Annotated in this window: 18 protein-coding genes; 15 read left to right on the top strand and 3 right to left on the bottom strand. The window is 56.7% G+C overall.

Annotated features, from left to right (window positions below; translation table 11 throughout):
* Positions 1–175 precede the first annotated feature (175 nt).
* On the top strand, positions 176–3,025 hold the full coding sequence (locus ACMGGP_RS14815; protein ID WP_033772588.1) for a sensor domain-containing protein: 2,850 nt from the start codon (positions 176–178) through the stop codon (positions 3,023–3,025).
* 41 nt (positions 3,026–3,066) lie between these two features.
* Here ACMGGP_RS14815 and ACMGGP_RS14810 read toward each other — a convergent pair whose 3' ends face one another.
* Together ACMGGP_RS14810 and ACMGGP_RS14805 are read right to left on the bottom strand one after the other, a co-directional pair.
* Positions 3,067–4,131 (bottom strand): LacI family DNA-binding transcriptional regulator, encoded by a 1,065-nt coding sequence (locus ACMGGP_RS14810; protein ID WP_498798590.1) that lies wholly within the window; start codon positions 4,129–4,131, stop codon positions 3,067–3,069.
* Entirely contained in the window at positions 4,128–4,382 is a 255-nt protein-coding gene (locus ACMGGP_RS14805; RefSeq protein WP_033770027.1) for a hypothetical protein, read from the bottom strand. The genes ACMGGP_RS14810 and ACMGGP_RS14805 overlap by 4 nt, the downstream gene beginning before the upstream one ends.
* Between ACMGGP_RS14805 and ACMGGP_RS14800 the strand changes: the two genes are divergently transcribed.
* Entirely contained in the window at positions 4,354–5,664 is a 1,311-nt protein-coding gene (locus tag ACMGGP_RS14800) for an MFS transporter (RefSeq protein WP_010248988.1), read from the top strand. The two genes, ACMGGP_RS14805 and ACMGGP_RS14800, sit on opposite strands and share 29 nt — an antisense overlap.
* Positions 5,665–5,674: 10 nt before the next feature.
* On the top strand, positions 5,675–8,038 hold the full coding sequence (locus tag ACMGGP_RS14795) for a glycoside hydrolase family 31 protein (protein ID WP_498798589.1): 2,364 nt from the start codon (positions 5,675–5,677) through the stop codon (positions 8,036–8,038).
* A 60-nt stretch (positions 8,039–8,098) separates the two neighbouring features.
* Here the strand turns inward: ACMGGP_RS14795 and ftnA are convergent, their stop codons facing one another.
* Positions 8,099–8,605 carry a non-heme ferritin gene (gene ftnA, locus ACMGGP_RS14790; protein ID WP_010248984.1) on the bottom strand — a complete coding sequence of 169 codons (507 nt, stop codon included), beginning with the start codon at positions 8,603–8,605 and terminating at the stop codon, positions 8,099–8,101.
* Between the two features lie 489 nt (positions 8,606–9,094).
* On the opposite strand from ftnA, the gene ACMGGP_RS14785 reads away from it, so the two are divergent.
* The 12 genes from ACMGGP_RS14785 (at position 9,095) to deoD (ending at position 20,906) form a co-directional block, all read left to right on the top strand.
* Positions 9,095–9,763: a nucleoside recognition domain-containing protein gene (locus tag ACMGGP_RS14785; protein WP_010248983.1), complete on the top strand. Its 669-nt coding sequence runs from the start codon at positions 9,095–9,097 to the stop codon at positions 9,761–9,763.
* On the top strand, positions 9,753–10,226 hold the full coding sequence (locus ACMGGP_RS14780) for a YjiG family protein (RefSeq protein WP_109652120.1): 474 nt from the start codon (positions 9,753–9,755) through the stop codon (positions 10,224–10,226). Before ACMGGP_RS14785 ends, ACMGGP_RS14780 begins: the two co-directional genes overlap by 11 nt.
* A 4-nt stretch (positions 10,227–10,230) precedes the next feature.
* Entirely contained in the window at positions 10,231–11,334 is a 1,104-nt protein-coding gene (locus tag ACMGGP_RS14775; RefSeq protein ID WP_010248978.1) for a M20 peptidase aminoacylase family protein, read from the top strand.
* A 293-nt stretch (positions 11,335–11,627) separates the two neighbouring features.
* Positions 11,628–13,214 (top strand): peptide chain release factor 3, encoded by a 1,587-nt coding sequence (gene prfC, locus ACMGGP_RS14770; RefSeq protein ID WP_010671098.1) that lies wholly within the window; start codon positions 11,628–11,630, stop codon positions 13,212–13,214.
* A 258-nt stretch (positions 13,215–13,472) separates the two neighbouring features.
* Positions 13,473–14,087 carry a molecular chaperone OsmY gene (osmY, locus tag ACMGGP_RS14765; protein ID WP_010671097.1) on the top strand — a complete coding sequence of 205 codons (615 nt, stop codon included), beginning with the start codon at positions 13,473–13,475 and terminating at the stop codon, positions 14,085–14,087.
* A gap of 112 nt (positions 14,088–14,199) precedes the next feature.
* Complete coding sequence (locus ACMGGP_RS14760) at positions 14,200–14,361, top strand: DUF1328 domain-containing protein (protein ID WP_003848537.1); 162 nt, start codon at positions 14,200–14,202, stop codon at positions 14,359–14,361.
* 220 nt (positions 14,362–14,581) lie between these two features.
* Positions 14,582–15,634 carry a patatin-like phospholipase family protein gene (locus ACMGGP_RS14755; RefSeq protein WP_033769872.1) on the top strand — a complete coding sequence of 351 codons (1,053 nt, stop codon included), beginning with the start codon at positions 14,582–14,584 and terminating at the stop codon, positions 15,632–15,634.
* The gene (locus tag ACMGGP_RS14750) at positions 15,631–16,428 is read left to right on the top strand and encodes a TatD family hydrolase (RefSeq protein WP_249654991.1); all 798 of its coding nucleotides are present in this window, start codon (positions 15,631–15,633) and stop codon (positions 16,426–16,428) included. The genes ACMGGP_RS14755 and ACMGGP_RS14750 overlap by 4 nt, the downstream gene beginning before the upstream one ends.
* 248 nt (positions 16,429–16,676) lie before the next feature.
* Complete coding sequence (gene deoC, locus ACMGGP_RS14745) at positions 16,677–17,456, top strand: deoxyribose-phosphate aldolase (RefSeq protein WP_010248957.1); 780 nt, start codon at positions 16,677–16,679, stop codon at positions 17,454–17,456.
* 62 nt (positions 17,457–17,518) lie between these two features.
* Positions 17,519–18,847, top strand: coding sequence for a thymidine phosphorylase (gene deoA / locus ACMGGP_RS14740; RefSeq protein ID WP_033758788.1), 1,329 nt, complete (start codon positions 17,519–17,521; stop codon positions 18,845–18,847).
* A gap of 95 nt (positions 18,848–18,942) precedes the next feature.
* Positions 18,943–20,166 carry a phosphopentomutase gene (gene deoB, locus ACMGGP_RS14735; protein WP_010248953.1) on the top strand — a complete coding sequence of 408 codons (1,224 nt, stop codon included), beginning with the start codon at positions 18,943–18,945 and terminating at the stop codon, positions 20,164–20,166.
* Between the two features lie 26 nt (positions 20,167–20,192).
* Positions 20,193–20,906, top strand: coding sequence for a purine-nucleoside phosphorylase (gene deoD / locus ACMGGP_RS14730; RefSeq protein ID WP_010248951.1), 714 nt, complete (start codon positions 20,193–20,195; stop codon positions 20,904–20,906).
* Positions 20,907–21,010: the final 104 nt, after the last annotated feature.

Below are 21,010 nucleotides of genomic sequence, written 5' to 3'. Positions count from 1 at the left end.
GCCGCCGCCACGGAGTCATTGAACATTTACTCGCCGCTGCCGATAAACCCCTTATAAACACTGATTAATCTTCTTAATGCGCTTGTCATCTCAGCTCTTTTCGGCTGTAGTCTGCGCACGCTATTAAGAACATTCCTAAGCCGTCATCCGGCTACAGAGCAGCAGGCTAATCACAATGGATAATAACTCTGAGGTCATCTATCGCATGCTGGTACAAAGCGTGAATGATTACGCCATCACTATGCTAAAACCTGACGGTATCATCGGCAGCTGGAATCAGGGTGCTCAGCGCACGATAGGCTATACGCCAGACGAAATGATTGGCTGCAGCTTTGCCCTGTTGTATAGCGAAGAAGATCGCCGCCGGGGCCTGCCGCAGCGTGGGCTGGATATGGCTGCCACTGCCGGACACCATGAAAGCGAAGGCTGGCGCTATCGCAAAGATGGCAGTGCTTTCTGGGCACACGAGACGATCGACCCGATACGCAATGATGCCGGTCTGCTGGTGGGATACGCCTGTATAACCCGCGACTGTACTCAGCAGCAGGAGCAGCAGCGCAAAGAGCGGGAGCAGGAGATGCGCTTCCGCCTGCTGGTGGAGGGCGTTACCGATTACGCTATCTATATGCTCGATCATGACGGCAACGTGGTGAACTGGAATGCCGGGGCACAGCGCGCCAAAGGCTATGTGGCGGAAGAGATTGTCGGCCAGCATTTTTCCCGCTTCTACAGCGCCCAGGATCGCCTGAACCGTGTCCCGGAGCAGAACCTGCAAACCGCTTATCGCACCGGCCGCTTTGAAGATGAGGGCTGGCGCTACCGCAAAGATGGCAGCGCCTTCTGGGCGCATGTGGTGATCGACACGATCCGCGACGATCAGGGCAAGCTGCTGGGCTACGCTAAAATCACCCGCGACTGCACCGAACAGCAGCGCGTCCGCAGCCAGCAACGGGAGCAGGAGCAGCGTTTCCGTCTGCTGGTAGAAGGGGTCACCGATTACGCCATCTATATGCTCGATGTCGATGGCGTGGTGGTGAACTGGAATGCCGGTGCGCAGCGTGCCAAAGGGTACAAAGCGGATGAAGTGGTGGGTCAGCACTTCTCGCTGTTTTACAGTTCCCAGGAGCGGCTGAATCGCATCCCGGAAGCGAATCTCGGTATCGCGCTTAAGACCGGCCGTTTTGAAGATGAGGGCTGGCGCTACCGCAAAGATGGCAGCGCCTTCTGGGCGCATGTGGTCATCGACGCGATCCACGATGATGACGGTAAGCTGGTCGGCTTCGCTAAGATCACCCGCGACCGCACGGAACGCCGTGAGCAGGAGCAACAGGTGCTGCGCGCCCGGGATCTGGCTGAAGCCCAGAGCACCCAGAAAACCGCGCTCTCTAAATTCCTGGATAACATCATCGCCAATATTCCCTCCTGCGTGATTGTTGAAGATGCAATCACCCGCGAGATCCTGCTGGTTAACGACCGCACTCAGCAGCTGTTCGGCCTGTCGAAATCGCTGATCGTCAACAAGCGCCCGCACGAATGCATGTCGCCCGAACTCAGCGATTACTTTAATAATCTGGCGGATGTTGCGCTGCGCAGTGAGGGCATGCATGAACGTGAGCAGTTGCTGATGACCGCCAGCGGCGAACGCATTCTGCATACCCGCGCCACCGCGATTAACGGTCAGGATGCGCGACGTAACTACCTGATGCTGCTGGTGGAAGATGTCACTGACCAGCGCGCTGCTGATGCCCGTATTCACCATATGGCGCACCACGACAACCTCACCAGCCTGCCGAACCGCATTCTGTTCCGCCAGCGTCTGAGTGAAGCTTTGCGCACTGCCGGTCAGATACAGCGCCAGACCGCCGCGCTCTGCCTTGATCTCGATAACTTTAAAAATGTGAACGATGCGCTGGGCCACCAGATTGGCGACGAGTTGCTGCGCAGTGTGGCTAAGCGTCTGCGTAACGCGCTGCGTGACCAGGATACTCTGGCGCGTATCGGAGGCGATGAGTTCGCCATCGTGCTGCCTTCGGTGGCCAGTAATGAAGAGGCGAGCATTGTGGCGCAGCGCCTGATTGAGGCGATTCGCCCGCCGGTCAACGTTGAAGGCCATAATCTGTCGGTCGGGCTCAGCGTGGGGATTGCGCTCAGCACCACCATCACCAATACGCCGGAGCAGCTGCTGCGCTGTGCGGACATGGCGCTGTATGAAGCCAAACGAAACGGTCGCAACCGCTATGAGCATTTCACGCTGGAGATGGACGATGTGGCGCGCAGTCGACGCCTGATTGAAAACGATCTGCGCGATGCGATTAGCGGCGGGCATCTGCGGCTCTACTATCAGCCCATCACCAACGGTGATAACCGTACCATCATTGGCTATGAGGCGCTGATGCGCTGGCATCATCCGGTTCGCGGGCTGATCATGCCCAACGACTTCATCCCGATCGCTGAAGAGACCGGCCTGATCCATATGCTGGGGGCGTTTGCACTCTACGAAGCCTGTCGCGAAGCGGCGAGCTGGGAAGGGGAGCAGTCGGTCTCGGTCAACCTCTCACCGCTGCAGTTTAAAAACAGCTCGCTGGTGCCGGTGGTGGAAGGCGCGCTGAAAGAGTCGGGTCTCGATCCGGCACGGCTGGAGGTTGAGATCACCGAATCAGTGCTGCTGGATGATTCGCTGGGTAATATCCGTACCCTGCAAAATCTCAAGGCGCTGGGCGTGCAGATTGCGCTGGATGATTTCGGCACCGGCTATTCGTCGCTGAGCTATCTGCGATCTTTCCCGTTCGACAAAATCAAAATCGACAAATCCTTTATCAATGATATGGGTGACAGCCGCGAGGCGCTGGCGATTATCCGCGCCATCACCGGCATGAGTCGCAGTCTTGATATCCAGATTACTGCCGAAGGGGTGGAGAGCGATGAGCAGTTCGCTAAGCTGCGCGATGAGGGCTGTACCCTGTTCCAGGGCTTCCTGTTCGGACGGCCTCAGCCGTCGGAACTGCGGCTGAAAACGCTGGGTTAATCCGCGCCGGGTTAATCCATACCGTGTTAATCCATACCGTGTTAATCATAGAGGCCATGCTGCTGGACCGGCGCATGGCTGAGATTATCGCGAATGCGCCGCACCGACTCGCGCACCACCAGCCTGCCATTCAGCAGCAGGCTGCCGGTGGGTGTGCCTGGATTCAGTCGCATCTCCTGCAACATTCTCACTGCCGCTGCGCCCAGCTCATCACGCGGCACCTGCACCGAGGTCAGCGGAATATCGTAGATAGCGGCCAGGTTAAAGCCATCCATACTCATCACCGAAATATCCTGCGGCACCCGCAGACCGGCCTGCTCCAGCGCAGTGACGGCGCCCGCCGCAATATAATCACCGCTGGCGAGAATCGCGGTCGGGCGCAGCGCATCAGGGCAGTGGCGCAGATATTCACTCAGCCGCTCCGCCGCTTCATTGCTGCTGAAGCTGTTCAGGGTCAGCAGATGCTGGCGGCTGTCAAACCGCAGGTTCATGGCATGCCAGGCGTCGCGCACCCCCTGCAATCGCTGCTCCATGGTGTAGCGGCGTAAGCAATGCAGCGACAGGATCTGCCGGTGTCCCTGCTCAAACAGATAGCGCGCTGAGAATTCACCAATCAGCTGATGATGGGGCGAGACCGAAGGCAGGCGCATTCGGCGATCGCGGGAGTTAATCAGCACGCAGGGTTTGTTCATCTCCGCCGCCAGCTGATGAATATGCTCATCATCAATGCCGATCAGCAGTGCCGCTTCGGTCTGCTGCATCTTATCAATAAACAGCGCCGCATCACTTTCCACCTCCTCCAGCGGGCAGTAGCGCAGCCGCACCTCATGCGGCTCCACCGCCTGGCTGATCCCCTGAATCACTTTGTAGTAGAAGATGTCACTGCGTACATCAAAGGCGCGCGGCGGGGCAAAAACCATCAGGTTATTCAGCAGCAGGCGACCACTGTGCAGGTTGTTTAGCACGCCCTGTTGCTGCGCCACGGCCAGCACTTTGTCACGGGTGGCGGGCCGGGTATTGGCTTTACCCGCCAGCACCCGCGACACCGTACTGATGGAGACGCCGCTGAGTGCCGCAATTTCGCTTACTTTCAGCCTTTGTTTCATTCTGTGATCGCCTTCAAATCTGCTGATGAAAAATTTTTCATAACATGCTGAATCGCGTCAGATAAGCGTTTCAGTGCCATTTTCTGCCGGGATTCAGCCTGCCATGAAAAGCGTTGCAAAAAAGTGTCTGTACCCACGTTTCGCACTTTTCTAAGTTCGTTACAGGACACGCGGTACGCCAGCAGGCGGTGTGCGTCATCAATGGCAATCAGGAGTGGCACAATGAGCCTCGAATCAACAACCAAACCCATCAGTGCATCCCGCACGGTGCGCGTGATTAAAAATTTACGCTGGTGGATGCTGGGAATGTTCCTGCTGGGTGTAACCGTCAACTACATCACCCGCAACTCGCTCGGCATTCTGGCACCGGAACTTAAAAACAGTCTGCACATGACGACCGAACAGTACTCCTGGGTGGTGGCGGCGTTTCAGCTGGCCTATACCCTGTTTCAGCCAATCTGCGGCTGGCTGATCGATGTGATCGGACTGAAAATGGGCTTCCTGATCTGTGCGCTGATCTGGTCGGTGACCTGTCTGCTGCACGCCGGCGCGGGAAGCTGGCTGCATCTGGCATTGCTGCGCTTTGTCATGGGCGCCTCTGAGGCGGCGGCAACGCCCGCTAACGCCAAAGCGATCGGTGACTGGTTTCCGAAAAAGGAGCGCCCGGTCGCGGCGGGCTGGGCGGGCGTCGGCTTTTCGATTGGTGCCATGCTGGCACCACCGATTATTTATGTCGCGCACATAACGTTTGGCTGGCAGGGCGCCTTTCTGCTCACCGGCGGGCTGGGCCTGCTGTGGGTTGCACTCTGGTGGTGGGGCTATCACTCGCCTGAGAGTCATCCTCGTCTCTCTGATGAAGAGCGGGCCTTTATTAATCAGGACAACGAAGCGATCGGGGAAAAACTGCCGTTCTTCACCGCGCTGAAAGTGATTGGTAAAGAGAAGAAATTCTACGGCATCGCCATCCCGGCTTTTCTGGCCGAACCAGCCTGGGCGGTACTGAGCTTCTGGGTGCCGCTCTATCTGGCCAATGAGCGCGGCATGGATCTCAAGCAAATCGTGATGTTTGCCTGGCTGCCGTTTCTGGCCGCCGACCTCGGCAGCGTTGCCAGCGGCTATCTGACCAAAATCTATGTGCGCTGGTTTGGTCTCACCCGCGTCAATTCGATTGTCGCCAGTTCGGTGACCGGCGCACTGCTGATGGTCTCACTGGCGCTGATGACGCTGGTAAAAGATCCCTGGCTGGCGATCGCCCTGATCTCCGTCGGTGGCTTCGGCCATCAGGTGATCTCCTGCATGCTGAGCGCGCTGGTGGTGGAGCGTTTTGATCGCCGCCAGATGGCCACGGTCAACGGCATGCGCGGCTCCTGCGCCTGGATCGCCAGCTTTATCTTCTCGCTGATTATCGGTGTCACCGCCGATACCATCGGCTTCAATCCGCTGTTTGTGGCGATGGGCTTCTTTGACCTGATTGGTGCCGTTTTCCTGGTGATGCTGGTCGCCGAACGCCGCCAGCGCCCTGCTAACCCATAAGGATATCGCGATGAAAACCCTGAAGAACTGGACGCTGCATCAGCAGGCCGATCACTTTGTTGAACTCAAGGTCGAAGATCGTCACTTCCTGCGGCTTTACGTGCTGGAGGATAAGCTGATGCGCGTGCTGCTGAAGCGCGACGGTGAGCTGGCGCTGAACCGCACCTGGAGCATTGCGCCTGTCAGCGACGTGCCCTGGCAGGGGCGGGATCGTGAGGCGCTGGATGGCTTTACGCTGCCGGCATTTAAGGTTGAACACGATGCGCAGCAGTTGTGCATCAGCACGCAACGGCTGCGTGTCACGGTGCATCAGCCGCTCTGCCTGAGCTGGGAGCAGTTTGATGGTGAGAGCTGGCAGCCGCTGGCCGCCGACCGTCACACCGGTGCCTATCTGCTCAATGCACACGGCGACGGGGTCGAGCACTATCAGCGTCGCCAGCCGCAGGATCGGGTTTATGGCCTGGGCGAGAAGAGCGGCGACCTGAACCGCGTTAACCGCCGTTTTGAGATGCGTAATCTGGATGCCATGGGCTACAACGCCGCCAGCACCGATCCGCTCTATAAACATATTCCGTTTACCCTGACGCAGCGCGATGGCGTCAGTTTTGGCCTGTTCTATGACAACCTGAGCAGCAGCTGGCTCGATCTGGGGAATGAGCTGGATAACTACCATCTCCCTTATCGTCGCTACCGCGCCGAGGCGGGCGATCTCGATTACTACATGATGCTGGGCCCGACGCTGCTCGACGTCACCAAAGCCTTTGTGCGTCTGACCGGTCGCACCCTGTTTCAGCCGAAGTGGAGCCTGGGCTACAGCGGGTCCACCATGCACTATACCGACGCGCCCGACGCGCAACAGCAGCTGCAATCCTTTATCCGTCTGTGTCGCGAGCATGAAATTCCCTGCGACTCGTTCCAGCTCTCTTCGGGTTACACCTCGATTAACAACAAGCGCTACGTCTTCAACTGGAACTACGACAAAGTCCCGAATCCCAATGCGCTGAGCGACACGTTTCATACTGCCGGAATGAAGCTGGCGGCCAACATCAAACCCTGCCTGCTGCAGGATCATCCGCGCTATCAGGAAGTGGCTGCGCAGGGGCTGTTTATTCGTGACTCTGAGCAGGATCGTCCTGAGCGGTCGGTTTTCTGGGACGATGAAGGATCGCACCTCGACTTCACTCATCCGCAGGCGGTGCGCTGGTGGCAGGAGAATGTCACCCGGCAGCTGCTGGAAAAGGGCATCGATTCCACCTGGAATGACAACAACGAATATGAGGTGTGGGATGGCGAAGCGCGCTGTCACGGTTTTGGTCAGCCGATCGCCATCAAGCATATCCGGCCGGTAATGCCGTTGCTGATGATGCGCGCCTCAATGGAAGCCCAGCAGCAGTTTGCACCGGACAAACGCCCTTATCTGATCTCCCGTTCCGGCTGCGCCGGGATGCAGCGCTATGTACAGACCTGGAGCGGCGATAACCGCACCAGCTGGCAAACCCTGCGCTACAACATCCGCATGGGACTGGGGATGAGCCTCTCCGGGCTATTTAACGTCGGGCACGATGTCGGCGGCTTCTCGGGCGATAAGCCGGATGCCGAGCTGTTTGTGCGCTGGGTTCAGAATGGCGTTATGCACCCGCGCTTTACTATCCACTCCTGGAATGACGATCACACGGTAAACGAGCCCTGGATGTACCCGGAAGTCACACCGATGATCCGCGAGGCGATCCGGCTGCGCTATCGCCTGATGCCCTACCTCTATAACCTGGCGTGGCAGGCCAGCGTGGAAGATGAGCCGATGCTGCGCCCGACCTTCCTCGATCACGAGCAGGATCCGCTGACCTATCAGGAGTGTGATGACTTTATGCTGGGGCGCGATCTGCTGGTCGCCAGCGTAGTGGAGCAGGGCGCGCGCAGTCGTGAAGTCTATCTGCCCCGTAACCGCGGCGGCTGGTATGACTGGCACAGCGGCAAGGCGTTTGCGGGCGGCGAGACCATCACGCTGGATGCGCCGCTGGATCGGCTGCCGCTGCTGGTGCGGGCCGGTGCGGTGATCCCGCTGGGCGAGTGCGAAAGCACCACCGATGCGCGGCGTGATACGGTGCGGCAATGGCAGCTATGGCCTGCCCCCGAAGGCGTGCAGACTCAAGGCGAAATGTTTGATGACGATGGCGAGAGCCACGGCTGGCAACAGGGGAATGCGCTATGGCTTCGCTGGACGCTCTGCAGCAGCGCCACGCGTATCGACCTGACGGTGGAAAAACGTGGAGATTACCAGCCAGCCTGGCGGGAGATCGCGCTGTTACTGCCTGCGGGGGAAAGCCGTGAACTGTGGGTGAATGGCGGGAAAGCCGCGAGTTACCGGCTGGAATAGCGGTGCAGTGGTGTCAGCAAGACGGCAATAAGATCGGCCCCGAAAAGGGGCCGATAAACATTATTCTGCGTGGTTCTCGGTGCTCATGCGGCCCAGATCTTTATCGACCAGGAACAGACCGTTGCCGCTGTTGCTGACCAGCGCCAGTTTATCCAGCACGGTTTTGAACAGTTTCTCTTCTTCATGCTGCTCGGCGACATACCACTGCAGGAAGTTGAAGGTAGAGTAATCCTGTGAGGTCATGGCAGCATGGGCCAGTTCATTGATTTTGCTGGTGATCAGCTGCTCATGCTCCAGCGCCTGCTGCAGAATTTCATTCAGCGAGGTGAAAGAGACTGGCGGCGCAGCGATGGTACCCAGCACCGGCATGCCGCCGGTATCGCTCAGGTAATCAAAAAGACGCTGCATATGCTGCATCTCTTCGCGTGAATGCATCTTCAGGAAGGAAGCGGCACCCTCAAAGCCTTTGTCGCTGCACCAGGCGCTCATTTGCAGATAAAGATTGGCAGAGAAAAATTCCAGGTTCAGCTGGTCGTTTAAACGCCCAGTCATTTCAGCAGTCAGCATGGCCGAGTCCTTTTAAGAAGATGTTAAATAAACAGGTATAGTCGGTGAATTATGCATCAAATATGTTAGTAAAGCGAAGGCTTTTCCGCAAAAACAGCCAATTTATCTGATTGATTTAAATAGAATTATTTCGCAAATTGAATGCGAGCGATTCTCATTCTGCATCACTCCTTATCGGGCAACAAAATCAGGGTTTCAGCACCATGATAGTGCGCCCGGTCGCTATCCTGCTGGTGCAATCACCGCTGAAGCTGGAGAAATAGCGGTCATCTGATAACGCGCCGGAAATATCACGTTGCCGTCAGAAAAAGATATTTCGCAGAGCCATAACAGTCATGTCGTGGATTAAACGCCCGGTGGTGGCAGCAGGGCCATTAATCATCGCGCGCCGATCGGCTCTGGCATAAATCATGCTTAGAACTCAGTTCCATATATTGAAACTTGCCACGGCAGGGAACAGGCGGCAAGCCAGGTTATCAGGAGAAAATAATGTCAGATGAAAGTGTGGTAAGTCCGGTAAAAATGACGGCGACCAAAGGCAGTTATGTCGCGTTAATTTTTGCCATCCTGTTTTTCTCAGGGCTGTTTTATAACGTCGAGGGTCTTTCATGGCTGGGCGCCTTTGACTTCACCACGCTGGGCGGCAGCTTTGGCACCATGAAAGATCCCGCCAGCAACACCTTTCTTGGCGCAGGCGGACTCAGTGCCAAAGCGGGTTTCCTGTTTGCGCTGTCGCTGACGCCCACGGTGATGCTGGCGCTGGGCGTGCTGGAAATCTTCACCCACTACGGCGCGATTCGCGCGGCGCATCGGTTGCTGACGCCGCTGCTTAAGCCGCTGATGGGGCTGCCGGGCCATTGCGGTCTGGCGTTAATCACCGACCTGCAAAGTACCGACGCGGGCGCGGCATTAACCAAAGAGATGGCAGACCAGAAACAGATCGGTAAAAAAGAGGTGGTGGTGATGAGTGCCTGGCAATATTCCGGTGCCGGCTTAATCAATAATTACTTCGCCATCGGCTCCGCGCTATTCGCCTCAATGACGCTGCCGATTATTATTCCGCTGTTATTAATGTTCGTGCTGAAATTTGTCGGTGCGGCGATAACGCGCGCTGTGTTAAACAGTGTTTATAAGAAGGATTTCGCCGATGGAAAATAAAATCACGATCAGCAGTAATCCCTTTGATGTGTTTGTGACCGGCGCGCGTAAAGGCTTTCACATCGCCATTCACAACCTGATGCCAAATGTGGTGATGGCCTATGTGCTGGCAGAAGTGCTCAATCTGCTCGGCATCATGCAGTTTCTCGGGCACGTTTTTGCGCCAGTGATGGGGCTGTTCGGCCTGCCGGGTGAGGCAATTACGGTGCTGCTCACCGCCTGGCTCTCATCGTCTGCGGGTACCGGCGTAGCGGTGAGTCTGCTGACCAAAGGGCTGCTGACCGGCGCGGATATCACGATTCTGGCCCCGGCGATTTTCCTGATGGGATCGCAGCTGCAATATATGGGACGGCTGCTGGGCGTGGCCGATGTGCCAAAAAAATACTGGCCGCTGCTGATGCTGGTGAGCATCATCAACGCGCTGATCGCAATGTCTGTTATGCGTCTGTTTATTCAGGAGTAACGCTGTGTCTGAGGTATTAGAGCATTACCACTATTTGCACGAAATTCCGGAGCTGGGTTTTCAGGAGGTGAAAACCTCGGCCTACATCGCCGATCAGCTGGAGAAAGCGGGCCTGAAGGTGACGCGCAATATCAATAACACCACCGGCATTGTGGCCGAGATCGACAGCGGTGTACCGGGCCCGGTGCTGGCGCTGCGCGCGGATATGGATGCGCTGGGGCACATCATTGATGGCGTGCCGTGTGCGCGCCACACCTGCGGTCACGACGGTCACTCTTCGGTCGTGCTGACGGCGGCGACGGCTCTGCTGCAGGAGGGCGCGGTGAAACGTGGCCGGCTGAAGATCCTGTTCCAGCCCGCCGAGGAGCTGGGCGCCGGTGCGCTCTCAATGATCGAAGGTGGCGCACTGGATGATGTGGAGATGATTCTGGGGTTCCATCTGCGTCCGCTGGAGGAGTGCGTGGTCGGACAGGCGGTGCCTGCGGTGCTCTACTCAGCCTGCAGCACGCTGGAAGCGACCATCAAAGGCCAGCCCGCCCATGCGGCGCGTCCGCACCTGGGGGTGAATGCGCTGGATGCTGCCGTACAGGCGGTTCAGGCGGTCAACGCCATACACCTCTCGCCCGGCCTGACCTGGAGCGTCAAAGCGACCCGCTTCCTGTGCGATGCCGGTGTCACCAACTCGGTGCCGGATGAAGCCCGCGTAGTCTGGGATCTGCGTTCGCAGGAGAACGGGCCGATGACGCTGCTGAAAGAGCAGGTCACGCGCGCCATTACTCACAGCGTGGCGGCACTGGGTGCCAGCGCCGAGGTCCGCGTATTAAAAGAGATGCCCGCCGCCGAGATTGATGATGAGGCGACGGCGGTGATCCGCGCCGCGATCGTCGAGGTGCTGGGCGAAGAGGGCGCGCTGTCAACCCGGACCACGCCAGGCAGCGAGGACTTTTTCTACTATCCGGTGAAGCGTCCGGGTGTAAAAGCGGGCTTCTGGGGGCTGGGCACCAACCTGACGCCCGGATTGCATCATCCCGACATGCATTTTGATCTCGACTCGCTGGAGATTGGTGTGCAGATCTTCAAAGCCTGCGTCAGAAAGGTGCTGGGATAACGGAGGCGGGGCGGGTGCAGACCCGTCCCGCTTTGTTGTGGCATCCACCGTTCCCCGATTCCCCGCCCCTGAAATCCTGCCCCTCTCCCTGTAGGCCGCGCGCGCAAAATATTGTATGCTATGCCGCCTTAAAGCTGACCAGGTAACCGGAATTCACGCCAATGTAACTTCGCGCTGACCCGCCAACGATGAAAGATCGTTTTTGGCACCGTTTACCCGCCGGTAAGGTTCTGCCGGCCACCGTGATTTATCAGCAGCGCCAGTAAGTTGCGCTGCCTATTGAGAAGAATTCCATGTCTAATCCCTTTTTAGAAGAGGTGGCACGCCGCCGCACCTTCGCGATCATTTCGCACCCGGATGCCGGTAAAACCACCATTACCGAAAAAGTGTTGCTGTTCGGACAGGCTATCCAGACCGCCGGTACGGTAAAAGGCCGTGGCTCTAACCAGCACGCTAAGTCGGACTGGATGGAGATGGAGAAACAGCGTGGTATCTCCATTACCACCTCGGTGATGCAGTTCCCCTATCGCGATAGCCTGGTGAACCTGCTGGATACCCCGGGTCACGAAGATTTCTCGGAAGATACCTACCGTACGCTGACCGCGGTTGACTGCTGTCTGATGGTGATTGATGCCGCTAAAGGCGTCGAGGATCGTACCCGTAAGCTGATGGAAGTTACCCGTCTGCGCGATACGCCGATCCTGACCTTTATGAACAAACTTGACCGTGACATCCGCGACCCGATGGAAGTGCTGGATGAGGTGGAAAGCGAGCTGAAAATTGCCTGCGCACCGATCACCTGGCCTATCGGCTGCGGCAAGCTGTTCAAAGGGGTTTATCACCTCTACAAAGATGAGACCTATCTCTACCAGACCGGTAAAGGCCATACCATTCAGGATGTGCGCATCGTGAAGGGGCTGAACAACCCGGACCTCGACACCGCAGTCGGTGACGATCTGGCGGCACAGCTGCGTGAAGAGCTGGAGCTGGTACAGGGCGCATCGCACGAGTTTGAGCAGGAAGCCTTCCTGAGCGGCAAACTGTCGCCGGTCTTCTTCGGCACCGCGCTGGGTAACTTTGGCGTTGACCATATGCTGGATGGCCTGGTGGCATGGGCACCGCGTCCGATGCCGCGTGACACCGACACCCGCACGGTAGAAGCGAAAGAAGAGAAGTTCACCGGCTTCGTGTTTAAGATCCAGGCCAACATGGACCCGAAACACCGCGACCGCGTAGCCTTTATGCGTGTGGTGTCCGGTAAATATGAAAAAGGGATGAAGCTGCGTCAGGTGCGCACCGGCAAAGATGTGGTGATCTCCGACGCCCTGACCTTTATGGCGGGCGACCGTTCGCACGTTGAAGAAGCGTATCCCGGCGATATCATCGGCCTGCATAACCACGGCACTATTCAGATTGGCGACACCTTTACTCAGGGTGAAAACATGAAGTTCACCGGTATTCCGAACTTCGCGCCAGAGCTGTTCCGCCGTATTCGTCTGCGCGATCCGCTGAAGCAGAAACAGCTGCTGAAAGGGCTGGTTCAGCTGTCGGAAGAGGGTGCGGTACAGGTGTTCCGCCCGGTGCATAACAACGATCTGATCGTGGGCGCGGTCGGGGTGCTGCAGTTCGATGTGGTGGTTGCCCGTCTGAAAAGCGAATATAACGTCGAAGCGATCTACGAAGCGATCAACGTCTCTACGGCGCGCTGGGTTGAATGCAGCGACGCGAAAAAGTTTGAGGACTTCCAGCGTAAAAACGAAGTTAACCTGGCGCTCGATGGCGGCAATAATTTGACTTATATCGCGCCAACCATGGTTAATCTTAATATTACGCAGGAACGTTACCCCGACGTCCGTTTCCGCAAAACGCGCGAGCACTAATCGCCTGTTTCCGGGCCATTCCAGCTGGGAGTGGCCCTGTTTTCCTCCTTCCAGACTCCTCCTAAAAACCCCGTTTTTCTTCTGTTTTGACGTGTGATCAACCAGTTAGCCAGGCAAATTGCAAAATGCCGTCTATGATTACTCTATCGGACGGCGGAAGAGACTTCTCTTGTCCTTACGTCCTGTAACGCAGCGGCACCTGTGCCTCTGTTGCGCCCACAGTTTTTGGGTGAGTTAACTGATAGAAGGAAGATATCGATGAACAAGACTAAGATTGCTAAAACCCTGATGGCCGCCATGATTGGCTCAGCACTGATCAGCGGCAGCGCACTGGCTGACGAATCAATGTCGCAGAAAGCGTCACAGACAGCCGACAGCGCGGGTTCAAAAATCGATAGTTCTATGAAAAAAGTCGATGGTTATATGGATGACAGCGGCATCACCGCCAAAGCCAAAGCGGCACTGGTAGATGATGACGCAATTAAAAGCACGGATATCTCGGTAAAAACGCATAGCGGCGTCGTGACCTTAAGCGGTTTCGTCACCTCACAGGATCAGGCTGAGAAGGCTGTGGCTGTGGTGCAGAAAATCGAAGGTGTTAAATCCGTCAGCGACAAACTACACGTCAGAGACAGCAAAGCATCATCAATGAAAGGTTATGCGGGCGATACCGCCACGACCAGCGAAATTAAAGCTAAGCTATTAGCGGATGACATTGTTCCGTCGCGCAACGTAAAAGTTGAGACCACCGACGGCGTTGTTCAGCTTTCAGGGCAGGTTGCTAATCAGGCACAGTCAGATCGTGCAGAAAGCATTGCTAAAGCCATTGAAGGCGTGAAAAGCGTTAAGAATGACCTGACGGTTAAATCTTAAGCTTGCGTGCGGTCACTTCTGTGGCCGCACGAATAAAAGATACCCATCCGGGGATGAAATAAGCAGATCGATTTTTAAATATTCGATTTTTAAATAGGGTAAGGAGAGGCTTATGTTTCGTTGGGGCATTATTTTTCTGGTGATCGCACTGATCGCTGCAGCGTTAGGTTTTGGCGGTTTAGCGGGCACAGCAGCATGGGCAGCTAAAGTTGTCTTCGTCGTTGGTATTATCCTGTTCCTCATCAGCCTGTTTACCGGCCGTAAAAAGCTTTAGCCGATGAGTCCTGCAGTGTAATGCAACGCAAAGCATAGAGCGGAGACCAGTCATCTGTAGCGACTGACGTGAAGAGAGGGACACCTTCACATCGCTGCAAGGCAAGCCAGCCCTGCTGGCCTGCCGGTTAAAGGAACATATGACTGGTTCTCCGGAATGCTGCCGTCTTTAACGGATCGATCCTCCAGCAGACCCGGAACCCCTTTTTGAGGTTCGTACAGTGGGTATACGCATTCCTGTCACGCTCGGCGCCATTGAACCTCTGGCCCTGACTCCGTTTAAATCTCAGAAAATTGCACTGGTTTGTGAAGGCGGCGGTCAACGCGGCATTTTCACCGCAGGCGTGTTAGATGAATTTCAGCGTGCCCGATTCAACCCCTTTCAGCTGATGCTCGGCACCTCTGCCGGTGCACAAAATCTTTCTGCCTTTGTCTGTGGTCAGCCCGGCTATGCCCGGCGTGTGATTACCCGCTATACCACCAGTAAACTCTTTTTTGATCCGCTGCGCTTTGTGCGTGGTGGCAATCTGATCGACCTTGACTGGCTGATAGATATCACCCGCAGTGAATTTCCGCTGGCGATGAGCAGCGCGGAACAGCTGTTCTCCAGCGGCCGCGAGTTTTATATGTGCGCCTGCCGCAGTGACGACTACACGCCTGGCTACTTCAACCCGACCGCCGATAACTGGCTGGATCTGATCAAAGCCTCCAGTGCCATTCCCGGTTTTTACCGGCTGGGGGTCAGTCTGGAAGGGATCAGCTATCTCGATGGCGGCATCAGCGATGCGATTCCGGTGCGTGAAGCCGCCCGCCGTGGCGCTGATACCATTGTGGTAATCCGCACCGTGCCGTCGCAGATGTTCTATACCCCGAAATGGTTTAAGCGAATGGAACGCTGGCTCAGCACCGGCGCACTGCAGCCGATGATCAACGTGCTGAATAAGCATGAACAGAGCTATCGGGAAATTCAGCAGTTCATTGAGAATCCTCCCGATGATTTGCGCATTATCGAAATCTTTCCGCCGCATGCGCTGGCCAGCAGTGCGCTGGGGAGCCGCATCGCTTCACTGAATCAGGATTATCATCTGGGACGGCGTTGTGGTCGCTATTTTCTTGCCACGCTGGGCCAGTGGCTGAGCGATGCGGAACCGATGACCACGGCGCGTATCGTAACGCCGCCTGCTCCGGCAGCCAATGCACCCGATACCCGCCTCATCATCACACCGCCGCTGGCGGATAATGATGCTGATTACGACAAAGGATCGCTGGCATGAAGTTTATCGATACGCACTGCCACTTCGATTTCCCGCCGTTTGAAGGGGATATCTCTGGCAGCCTGGCACGTGCTGCAGAAGCTGGCGTGGAAAAGATTATCGTTCCGGCGATCGATGCCAGCCGCTTTGAGCGGGTCTGCGCGTTAGCCGCGGCGCAACCGGCGCTCTATGCCGCGCTGGGCCTGCATCCAATCGTCATCGAAAATCATCAGGAGGCCCATCTCGACCAGCTGGAAACCTTACTGCAACAGCGGCCGCGTAAGCTGGTGGCGATCGGCGAGATCGGGCTGGATCTCTATCGCGACGATCCGCAGTTTGATAAGCAGCAACGCTTTCTTGAGGCGCAGCTTAAGCTGGCGAAAGCGTATCAGCTGCCGGTGATCCTGCATTCGCGCCGCACTCATGACAAACTGGCGCAGATTCTGCGTCGTTACGATCTGCCGCGCCATGGCGTGGTGCATGGTTTCGCGGGCAGCCTGCAGCAGGCGCAGGCCTTTATTAAGCTGGGTTATGCGATTGGCATCGGCGGGACCATTACCTATGAACGCGCCAGCAAAACCCGCCAGACTGTGGCGCAGCTGCCGCTCTCTTCGCTGCTGCTGGAAACCGATGCACCCGATATGCCGCTGCAGGGCTTTCAGGGCCAGCCTAATCGTCCGGAGCGGGCGCGTCAGGTGTGGGAGGTGCTCTGCAGCCTGCGAGAAGAGTCACCGGAGGAGATTGCTGATGCGCTGTGGCACAACAGTCAGAAGCTATTTCAGCTCGATCCCGCTTTCCCGGCGCTGCGCAACTGACCGCCCGTGTCTCACCCGACCTGCAGCCTTCGCGCTTAAATGTGATAATAGTAACATTACACCCGCTGGCGTATAATGACCATCAGGTACCGCTATCTGTAACTTTAGTCACAGTAAACGTGGCAATGTTGCACTAATTTCTTATTTCTATGTGACTCCTGGCACATATCAGGCCGCACCAGAGTGTTATTATTATAACATTCCGCCGGCGAGCCGGTGGGTTGCACCCCGATCCTTTGGAGAGCCTCATGACCGATATCAAAGACCTTGCCCTGCGCGCCCTGAAACTGATGGATTTAACCACCCTGAATGACGACGACACCGACGCAAAAGTGATCGCCCTGTGTCATCAGGCCAAATCCCCGGCAGGCAACACCGCCGCAATCTGTATCTATCCGCGTTTTATTCCGATTGCCCGTAAAACGCTGCGCGAGCAGGGAACTCCGGAGATCCGCATCGCCACGGTGACTAACTTCCCGCACGGCAATGACGACATTGATATTGCGCTGGCAGAAACCCGCGCCGCTATCGCCTACGGTGCCGATGAAGTGGATGTGGTGTTCCCGTATCGTGCGCTGATCGCCGGTAACAGTCAGGTCGGTTTCGATCTGGTGAAAGCCTGTAAAACCGCCTGTGCCGAAGCAGATGTGCTGCTGAAAGTGATCATCGAAACCGGTGAACTGAAGCAGGAAGCGCTGATCCGTCAGGCCTCTGAGATTGCCATTGATGCCGGTGCCGATTTCATCAAAACCTCTACCGGTAAAGTGCCGGTTAACGCCACGCCTGAAGTGGCGCAGATCATGATGAACGTGATCCGCGATAAAGGCGTCAGCCAGCAGGTTGGCTTTAAGCCCGCTGGTGGCGTGCGCACCGCTGAAGATGCCGCGATCTATCTGAAAATGGCGGAAGAGACGCTGGGTGCCGACTGGGCCGATGCGCGTCATTTCCGCTTTGGTGCATCAAGCCTGCTGGCGAGCCTGCTCAACACCCTGGGTCATGACAGCGACACCAGCAAAGCGGGTTACTGATCCTTCAGGCGGTCGCTGACCGCCTGTTCCCCATCCTGATTTCCCTGAACCAGGGGGTTACCTTGTTCCTGCCACAAGAAATTATTCGCAAAAAACGTGACGGCCATGCGCTGACTGAAGAGGAGATTCGCTTCTTCATCAATGGCGTGCGTGATAACACCGTCTCGGAAGGTCAGATCGCCGCGCTGGCGATGACCATCTATTTCCACGATATGACGCTGCCTGAGCGGGTCGCGCTGACCATGGCGATGCGTGATTCCGGTACGGTACTTAACTGGAAATCACTTAACCTCAATGGGCCGGTGGTGGATAAGCACTCGACCGGCGGCGTCGGCGATGTGACGTCGCTGATGTTAGGGCCGATGGTCGCGGCCTGCGGCGGATATGTCCCGATGATCTCGGGTCGTGGCCTTGGCCATACCGGTGGCACGCTGGATAAACTGGAAGCGATCCCGGGCTTCGATATCTTCCCGAGCGATGATCGCTTCCGCGAGATCATCAAGCAGGTGGGTGTGGCGATTATCGGCCAGACCAGCTCGCTGGCACCGGCGGATAAGCGTTTCTACGCCACGCGTGACATCACCGCCACCGTCGATTCGATCCCGCTGATTACCGCCTCGATTCTGGCGAAGAAGCTGGCAGAAGGGCTGGATGCACTGGTGATGGATGTCAAAGTGGGTTCCGGTGCGTTTATGCCAACCTATGAGGCGTCAGAAAGTCTGGCGCAGTCAATTGTTGGCGTCGCTAATGGCGCAGGCTGCCAGACCACCGCACTGCTGACGGATATGAACCAGGTTCTCGCCTCCTCAGCCGGTAACGCGCTGGAAGTGCGTGAAGCGGTTCGCTTCCTGACGGGCGAAGAGCGGAATCCGCGCCTGCTGGAAGTGACGCTGGCGCTCTGCAGCGAAATGCTGGTCTCCGGCAAACTGGCCGCCAGCGACACCGAAGCGCGTCAGAAACTGATGACGGTGCTGGATAACGGCAAAGCAGCCGAGGTATTTGGTCGTATGGTCGCTGCCCAGCAGGGACCTGCCGATTTCGTGGAACGCTACGACGCTTATCTGCCCGCGCCAATGCTGAGCAAGCCGGTGTATGCCGACCAGCCAGGCATCGTCAGCAGCATGGATACCCGTGCGCTGGGTCTGGCGGTGGTGGCAATGGGGGGCGGACGTCAGCGTGCCAGCGATAGTATTGATTACAGCGTCGGCTTAAGCGACATGATCACCCTGGGCGAACGTGCCGATGCGCAGCGTCCACTGGCGATCATTCACGCCAGCAGCGAAGACAAATGGCAGCAGGCCGCCGCCGCGGTCAAAGCCGCGCTGGTGCTCGGTAATTCCGCCCCGGCTGAGACGCCGGTTGTCTATCGCCGTGTGAGCGATATCAGCTAACTGACCGGTAACCGGTGCCAGCCGCGATGCATTCGGGTATACTGATCTGATCGCTTTTTTTTGACTTGTCACGCGCCAATGCGCAGGAGACTTGCATGAAACGTGCTTTTATTATGGTTCTCGATTCCTTTGGAATTGGCTCCAGTAAAGATGCCGATAAATTCGGCGACGCAGGTTCGGATACTTTAGGTCACATCGCCGAAGCCTGTTTCAGGGGTGAAGCAGACAAGGGACGTAAAGGCCCGTTGCATCTGCCTAATCTTACCGCGCTGGGTCTGGGCAAAGCCGCAGAGCTGTCGACCGGCCGCTTCCCGGCAGGTCTGGATCCTGAGGCGAAAATCACCGGCGCGTACGCTTACGCCAGCGAGCTTTCGTCAGGTAAAGATACGCCGTCAGGCCACTGGGAGATCGCCGGTGTGCCGGTGCTGTTTGACTGGGGCTACTTCAGCGACAAAGAGAACAGCTTCCCACAGGAGTTGCTGGACAAACTGGTTGAGCGTGCAGATCTGCCGGGCTATCTCGGGAACTGCCACTCTTCAGGTACGGTGATCCTCGACCAACTGGGCGAAGAGCACATGAAAACCGGCAAGCCGATTTTCTATACCTCTGCGGACTCGGTGTTCCAGATCGCCTGTCACGAAGAGACCTTTGGTCTGGATCGACTCTATGCGCTGTGCGAAATCGCCCGTGAAGAGCTGACCGAGGGTGGCTACAACATCGGCCGGGTTATCGCCCGTCCGTTTGTGGGCGACAAAGTGGGTCAGTTTGAGCGCACCGGCAATCGTCACGACCTGGCAGTCGAGCCACCATCCGCCACCATGCTGAAAAAGCTGGTGGATGAGAAGGGCGGTCACGTGATCTCCGTGGGTAAAATCGCCGATATCTATGCTGAGCAGGGCATTACCAAAAAGGTCAAAGCGACCGGTCTGGATGCGCTGTTTGACGCGACGATTCAGGAGATGAAAACCGCGCCGGATCAGGCGATTGTTTTCACTAACTTCGTTGATTTCGACTCAACCTGGGGACATCGTCGTGATGTTGCCGGTTATGCGGGCGGGCTGGAGCTGTTTGACCGTCGTCTGCCTGAGCTGATGGAGTTAGTCGGAGAAGATGACATTCTGATCCTGACCGCTGACCACGGCTGTGACCCGACGTGGGAAGGTACTGAACACACGCGTGAGCACATTCCGATTCTTATCTACGGACCGAAAGTCGAGCCGGGTTCACTCGGTTACCGCGAAACTTTCGCCGATATTGGTCAGACAATTGCACACTATTTTGGCCTGTCCGAGATGGACTATGGCAAGAACATGCTGTAAATCAGCAATTTAATAAGGATTAAACAATGGCAACCCCTCATATTAATGCTGAAATGGGCGATTTCGCAGACGTCGTGCTGATGCCTGGCGATCCGCTGCGTGCAAAGCACATTGCTGAAACCTTCCTGGAAAATCCGGTAGAAGTGAACAACGTGCGCGGGATGCTGGGCTACACCGGCACCTATAAGGGCCGCAAAGTCTCTGTAATGGGCCATGGAATGGGTATTCCTTCCTGCTCCATCTACACCAAAGAGCTGATCACCGACTTCGGCGTGAAAAAGATCATCCGTGTGGGCTCCTGTGGTGCCGTGCGTGCCGATGTAAAACTGCGTGACATCGTGATTGGTATGGGTGCCTGCACCGATTCCAAAGTGAACCGTATGCGTTTCAAAGATCACGATTTTGCTGCGATTGCTGACTTCGACATGGTGCGTAACGCGGTTGATGCGGCGAAAAACCTGGGTGTTGAAGCGCGCGTAGGTAACATCTTCTCTGCCGATCTCTTCTACACCCCGGATCCGCAGATGTTCGACGTGATGGAAAAATATGGCATCCTCGGCGTTGAGATGGAAGCTGCAGGTATCTACGGTGTGGCCGCAGAGTTCGGTGCTAAAGCGCTGACCATCTGCACCGTATCAGACCACATCCGTACGCACGAGCAGACCACCGCTGCTGAGCGTCAGACCACCTTCAACGACATGATCAAGATTGCGCTGGAGTCTGTTCTGCTGGGTGATTAATCAGCGTGGCAGGCATTGACGCCTGCTGCCCGATCCCCTTGCGCAGATCCCCCTTAACCGGGGGATCTGCATTTTCCCGCCTCGCCGTCCCGGTAACATTCACA

The sequence above is a fragment of the Curtobacterium sp. BNK-1 genome, assembly GCF_048685235.1.
Classification (GTDB): domain Bacteria; phylum Pseudomonadota; class Gammaproteobacteria; order Enterobacterales; family Enterobacteriaceae; genus Pantoea; species Pantoea agglomerans.
The sequence above is the reverse complement of the archived record's forward strand: the minus strand, read 5'-3'. Positions and strand labels throughout refer to the sequence as shown.

Bases quoted from the DNA above. Each gene is read 5' to 3' on its own strand.
- osmY (WP_010671097.1), top strand. From the start codon at position 13,473: ATGAACAAGACTAAGATTGCTAAAACCCTGATGGCCGCCATGATTGGC.
- ACMGGP_RS14800 (WP_010248988.1), top strand. From the start codon at position 4,354: ATGAGCCTCGAATCAACAACCAAACCCATCAGTGCATCCCGCACGGTG.
- ACMGGP_RS14810 (WP_498798590.1), bottom strand. From the start codon at position 4,131: ATGAAACAAAGGCTGAAAGTAAGCGAAATTGCGGCACTCAGCGGCGTC.
- ftnA (WP_010248984.1), bottom strand. From the start codon at position 8,605: ATGCTGACTGCTGAAATGACTGGGCGTTTAAACGACCAGCTGAACCTG.
- ACMGGP_RS14760 (WP_003848537.1), top strand. From the start codon at position 14,200: ATGTTTCGTTGGGGCATTATTTTTCTGGTGATCGCACTGATCGCTGCA.
- ACMGGP_RS14750 (WP_249654991.1), top strand. From the start codon at position 15,631: ATGAAGTTTATCGATACGCACTGCCACTTCGATTTCCCGCCGTTTGAA.
- deoB (WP_010248953.1), top strand. From the start codon at position 18,943: ATGAAACGTGCTTTTATTATGGTTCTCGATTCCTTTGGAATTGGCTCC.
- ACMGGP_RS14780 (WP_109652120.1), top strand. From the start codon at position 9,753: ATGGAAAATAAAATCACGATCAGCAGTAATCCCTTTGATGTGTTTGTG.
- ACMGGP_RS14805 (WP_033770027.1), bottom strand. From the start codon at position 4,382: ATGGGTTTGGTTGTTGATTCGAGGCTCATTGTGCCACTCCTGATTGCC.
- ACMGGP_RS14795 (WP_498798589.1), top strand. From the start codon at position 5,675: ATGAAAACCCTGAAGAACTGGACGCTGCATCAGCAGGCCGATCACTTT.
- deoC (WP_010248957.1), top strand. From the start codon at position 16,677: ATGACCGATATCAAAGACCTTGCCCTGCGCGCCCTGAAACTGATGGAT.
- prfC (WP_010671098.1), top strand. From the start codon at position 11,628: ATGTCTAATCCCTTTTTAGAAGAGGTGGCACGCCGCCGCACCTTCGCG.
- ACMGGP_RS14815 (WP_033772588.1), top strand. From the start codon at position 176: ATGGATAATAACTCTGAGGTCATCTATCGCATGCTGGTACAAAGCGTG.
- deoD (WP_010248951.1), top strand. From the start codon at position 20,193: ATGGCAACCCCTCATATTAATGCTGAAATGGGCGATTTCGCAGACGTC.
- ACMGGP_RS14785 (WP_010248983.1), top strand. From the start codon at position 9,095: ATGTCAGATGAAAGTGTGGTAAGTCCGGTAAAAATGACGGCGACCAAA.